The organism is Streptomyces boluensis (assembly GCF_009908195.1).
In the GTDB taxonomy this organism is placed as follows: Bacteria; Actinomycetota; Actinomycetes; order Streptomycetales; family Streptomycetaceae; genus Streptomyces; species Streptomyces boluensis.
Genome location: NZ_JAAAHS010000503.1, coordinates 1 through 4,755 on the forward strand (window position 1 = coordinate 1; position 4,755 = coordinate 4,755).

A 4,755-nucleotide genomic window follows, 5' to 3' on the forward strand; every position below is an offset into this window, starting at 1 on the left:
GTGACGGTGTCGGCGGTGTGGCGGGCGCGGATGCTTCGGGTGGCGATCGTCGTCGTCGCTTTGTGGTCATGTTGACTCATGTGGACATGATGCACGCGTGACGCCCTCCGGGGCCACGGAATTTCGGTCGAGGGCCGGGAGGGGGCGTCGATAGTCTGGCGGTCATGGAGCAAATCCCCACCGCTGCCGACGACGAGGCCTTTCTCGATCGGCTCGCCCACCGGCTCTCCGCGCTGCCGGCCGTCGAAGCCGTCACCCTCGGCGGCTCGCGCGCCCAGGGCGCCCACACCGCGGAGAGCGACTGGGACCTCGGCGTCTACTACCGGGGCGCCTTCGAGCCTTCTCAACTCCGGGGCGTGGCAGGTGAGTTCGGGTGGGCCTGCGAGGCATCCGAGCTCGGCGGCTGGGGTGGCGGGGTCTTCAACGGCGGGGCGTGGCTCACCGTCGAGGGCCGCCGGGCCGATGTGCATTACCGCGACCTGGACGTCGTCGAGCACGAGCTGAGCGAGGCCCGGCAGGGGCGGTTCCGCTGGGAGCCGTTGATGTTCCACCTGGCCGGCATCCCCAGCTATCTGGTCGTCGCCGAACTCGGCGTCAACCGGGTGCTGCGCGGTGAACTCCCGCGCCCCGCCTACCCGGAGGCACTGCGCGCGTACGCCCCCGCGGTGTGGCGCGACCGGGCCGCGCTGACCCTGGGGTACGCGAAGGGCAACCACGCGCCGCACGGCCGGCTCACCGAGGTGGCGGGCGCGCTCGCCGTCGCCGCGGCGGAGGCGGCACACGCGGTGCTCGCGGCGCGCGGCGAGTGGGTCACCAATGAGAAGACGCTGATCGGCCGCGCCGGACTGCGCGGCATCGACACGCTCGTGGCGGGCCTGCGCCCGGAAGCGGAAGCGCTTGAACGTGCCGTCGAGGCGGCCGAGTCCCTGCTGCTCGGGGCGGCGCCCGAGGGCTGAGCGGGAGCCGGGCGAACGAGGGCTGAGCGGGAGCCGGGCGAACGAGGGCTGAGCGGGAGCCGGGCGAACCCGGCCCCCGCCACGAAGTACCCGTACTGCACGAAGTACCCGTACTACACGGCTACTTGACCTGCTACCCGCTTACTTGACGAGCGCCGCGCCCGGCTTCGGCAGCCCGCAGCCGGCAGCACTCAGGTCGATCTTGCTGTCGGCGACGATGCACGGCACCATCTGGTACGTCTGCTGGGCGTAGTTGATGCCCTGGCGGACGGTGACCTTGCCGTTCTCGTCGACCTCGCACGGGTTGTTGACCGTGCACTCCTCGCCGCTCTCGTTGCCCGTGTTGTTGACGGCCACCACCTTGCCGGAGGCGTCGTCCACGACCGGCGAGCCCGAGGTGCCGCCGATGGTCTTGCAGGCCTCGGTGTAACGGACCGAGTCCTTCCAGGTCCAGTCGCCCTCCTTGAGGGTGGGCACGAAGCCGTCGATGTCGCAGCTGTACGTCTTCTTCCAGTACCCGGAGACGACGGTGATCGCCTTGCCCGCGGTCGGGTGCTCGGCGTCCAGCTCAAGCGCCTTGATGCCGTACTCGCTCTCGATCTGCGCGTACGTATCGGTGAGTTCGTACAGCGAGACGTCGGTGTCGGTCATCGTCCCGTACGCGAGCTTGCTCGCCTTCAGGGTGCCGAGCTCGCCGCCCGAGGCGTCGAGCAGGTCGAACGTCCGGCTGGAGGGCTGGTCCACCAGGACCTCGCCCGGACCCGGCATCCCGCCCTCCAGGCAGTGCCCGTTGGACATCACCAGGGCGGGGTCGTCGGGCTGTGCGCCCGCGGTGCGGACGACCGAGCCGGAACAGTTGCTGAGCGCCACGGTGCCGGCGAAGTCGACCGCGCGCGGCTTCTTCTTGGCCGGGCCCACGGGGCCCTTGCTGTCCGCGGCCTTGCCGGCCTGTGCCGCTCCGGCCATCGCCTTGCCGGGTGTCGGCTCCGCGTCCTGGGCCATCGCGGGCGCCGCGCCCGCACCGGCGATCAGGAGCACGGCCGCGAACGCGCCGACGAGAGGTTTCTTCATGTGGGGGTCCTCTCTGCCGCCGAGGGCCTGCTGCCCCCGGCTTTTGTCATGCGCATTCTTATGGGGCGAGGGCGTTGCGGACAACAGTGCGCGGCTATCGGACAGTTGACGATCTCGTACCGGTGGTCCCAGGGGTCCTCGCGGCCGCCGTCCTGGTGACCCTCGCGGTGGGCGTCACCCGGACGGTCGGACGTCGGTGGCGTGACCGGCCCGGCGTAGGAGGGGATGATCCGGGCATGAGCCGAGCCGAGGAACAGCAACCGCCGACCGCCACCGTCGGAGCCCTGCGTACCGGGAGCGCCGCGGGCCGCTGGGTGCTGCTGACCACCGTGCTCGGGTCCGCCATGGCGCTGCTCGACTCGACCGTCGTGAACGTGGCGCTGCCCCGTATCGGCGCGGACCTCGACGCCGATCTGGCCGCCCTGCAGTGGACCGTGAACGCGTACATGCTCACCCTCGCCGGGTTCATCCTGCTCGGCGGGGCGCTCGGTGACCGGTTCGGGCGGCGCAAGGTGTTCGTGATCGGCGTCGCCTGGTTCGCCGTCGCCTCGCTGCTGTGCGGACTCGCCCCGAACGCGGGCGTCCTGGTCGCCGCGCGGGCCCTGCAGGGCGTGGGCGGCGCCCTGCTCACGCCCGGCTCGCTCGCCCTGATCCAGGCGTCCTTCCACCCTGAGGACCGGGCCAGGGCGGTCGGTGTCTGGTCCGGGCTCGGCGGTGTCGGCGCGGCCGTCGGACCGTTCCTCGGCGGCTGGTTGGTGGACGGACCCGGCTGGCGCTGGGTGTTCTTCCTCAACGTTCCGCTCGCCGTGATCTGCGTGCCCGTCGCGCTGCGGCACGTGCCCGAGTCGTCGGGCGGCGCGGAGGCCCGCGCGCACTCCTTCGACGTGCTCGGCGCCGCCCTCGGCGCGCTGTCCCTCGGCCTGCTCACCTACGCTCTGATCGCCGCCCCGGACGGCGGCACGTCCCCTGATGTGCTCGGCTCCGCCGCCGCCGGGCTCGTCCTCGGCTGGCTGTTCATCCGGGTGGAGCGCCGCAGGCCCGAGCCGATGCTGCCGCCGTCGCTGTTCCGCGTCCGCCTTTTCACCGCCGTCAATGTCGTCACGCTGTGCGTGTACGGGGCGTTCGGCGGTTTCTTCTTCCTCGCCGCGCTTCAACTCCAGGTCGTGGCGGGCTACTCGGCGCTCGGCGCGGGCACCGCGCTGCTGCCCACCACCGTCCTGATGCTGCTCCTCTCGGCCCGCTCCGGCGACCTGGCCCAGCGCATCGGACCTCGACTGCCGCTCACGGTCGGGCCGTTGCTCTGCGCGGCGGGCATGCTCCTGATGCTGCGCGTGGACGGTACGCACAGCTCGTATGCCCTCTACGTGCTGCCCGCCGTGACGGTGCTCGGGCTCGGCATGGTGACCCTGGTCGCCCCGCTCACCGCGACCGTCCTGTCCTCCGTCGAGACCGCGCGTGCCGGGCTCGCCAGCGGCGTCAACAACGCGGCGGCGCGGGCCGCGGGTCTGGTCACGGTGGCCGCGCTGCCGCTCCTGGTCGGCATGGGCCCGGAGGCGTACCGCTCGGCGGCGGAGTTCGGCGCCGCGTTCCGGCGGGCGATGCCGCTGTGCGCCGGGCTCCTGGTGCTCGGCTCGGCCATCGCCTGGTGGGCGGTACGGGCCCCGGAGGCGGAGCGCGCCGAGCGCTGCCACCCGGAGTGCCGCACCAACTGCGCGCTCCAGTCCCCGCCGTTGGAGCCACCGTTCGACGTACGGGGCACGGCGACGGCCGGCCCCGATGACCCCGCGAGGCCCGCGAAGCCCGCGAGGCCCGCTGCGGGCGAGGAGCCACGGCCGCCCGGCGACACCGACTGAGCGTCCCCCTCGGCGGACCCTGCTCAGCCGTACGGGACGCGGTCGCCGTCGAGCAGCCCCTGGCCGACCTGACGGAAGCCCCACCGCCCGGCCCGCACCTCGTACGTGAACACCCAGACCAGGTCGTACCGTTCCGTCGGCCAACGCGTCGGCGGGGGTACCGGGCCCGCGTTCTCGGCACCGAACGCGCGGACCAGGGCCGGGATGTGCCCGTGCTGCCAGCAGATCAGGACCGGGGAGCGGGCGGCGGTCGTGGCGGCACGGGCGAGTGCGCGCTCCTGGGTCTTGCCGTGGTCGGTGCGCACAGTGAGCCCGAGCTGCTCGGCGAGCGGTGTCACGGTCTGCTCCAGGCGTCGCGCACCGCCCGCCGGTCCGTGCCGCCCGGCCGCGAACACCACGGTGGGCAGCGGGAGTTCGGGACCGCCCAGGGCGTCGCCGTAGGGGCCGAAGAGGGCGGGGAGCTTGCGGGCCCGGTCCCAGCCGCGCGCCGTCAGCGACTTCCGGTCGGGGCGCAACTCGGCGTCCACGCCCGGGTGTTCGCGGTCGGGCTTCTCGGCGTGCCGGATGAGCAGCACCGTCAGATCGTGGCGAGGAGGCGACGGGGCCGCGGGCGATGCGGGGTGCGCGGGCGATACGGAGTACGCGGGCGGCGGAGCGATGGGCACGAACGCGCATATTACGTAACGAAGTTGTTCGCGTACGGCAATTCCGTCGGGCTCGGCGGCGGGTGTCGACGGAAGGCGTCCGCACGGGATGTCGCGCATCGTGGCCGCCCTCTTGACCGTGCTCCGACAGACGCTATGGTCTAGCCCAAGGTCTAGACCAAGCTGGCTACCCACCGGGCTGGCCACCCATCAAGCTGCCCACCCCCCAAG

At 72.6% G+C, this 4,755-nt stretch carries 4 protein-coding genes; 2 read left to right on the top strand and 2 right to left on the bottom strand.

What is annotated here, in order from left to right; translation table 11 throughout:
• Window positions 1-164: 164 nt before the first annotated feature.
• Entirely contained in the window at window positions 165-956 is a 792-nt protein-coding gene (locus tag GUY60_RS34700) for a nucleotidyltransferase domain-containing protein (protein WP_161705206.1), read from the top strand.
• A 141-nt stretch (window positions 957-1,097) separates the two neighbouring features.
• Here GUY60_RS34700 and GUY60_RS34705 read toward each other — a convergent pair whose 3' ends face one another.
• On the bottom strand, window positions 1,098-2,027 hold the full coding sequence (locus tag GUY60_RS34705) for a S1 family peptidase (protein WP_161705208.1): 930 nt from the start codon (window positions 2,025-2,027) through the stop codon (window positions 1,098-1,100).
• Window positions 2,028-2,263: 236 nt separating this feature from the next.
• Here GUY60_RS34705 and GUY60_RS34710 point away from each other — a divergent pair, with 236 nt between their 5' ends.
• Window positions 2,264-3,880, top strand: a complete 1,617-nt coding sequence (locus GUY60_RS34710) for an MFS transporter (RefSeq protein WP_161705210.1) — start codon at window positions 2,264-2,266, stop codon at window positions 3,878-3,880.
• 23 nt (window positions 3,881-3,903) lie between these two features.
• Here the strand turns inward: GUY60_RS34710 and GUY60_RS34715 are convergent, their stop codons facing one another.
• On the bottom strand, window positions 3,904-4,545 hold the full coding sequence (locus GUY60_RS34715; RefSeq protein ID WP_161705211.1) for a hypothetical protein: 642 nt from the start codon (window positions 4,543-4,545) through the stop codon (window positions 3,904-3,906).
• Between the last annotated feature and the right edge of the window lie 210 nt (window positions 4,546-4,755).

Excerpts from the sequence above, each read along its gene's own strand:
- GUY60_RS34700 (WP_161705206.1), top strand. The coding sequence starts at position 165 with ATGGAGCAAATCCCCACCGCTGCCGACGACGAGGCCTTTCTCGATCGG.
- GUY60_RS34705 (WP_161705208.1), bottom strand. The coding sequence starts at position 2,027 with ATGAAGAAACCTCTCGTCGGCGCGTTCGCGGCCGTGCTCCTGATCGCC.
- GUY60_RS34710 (WP_161705210.1), top strand. The coding sequence starts at position 2,264 with ATGAGCCGAGCCGAGGAACAGCAACCGCCGACCGCCACCGTCGGAGCC.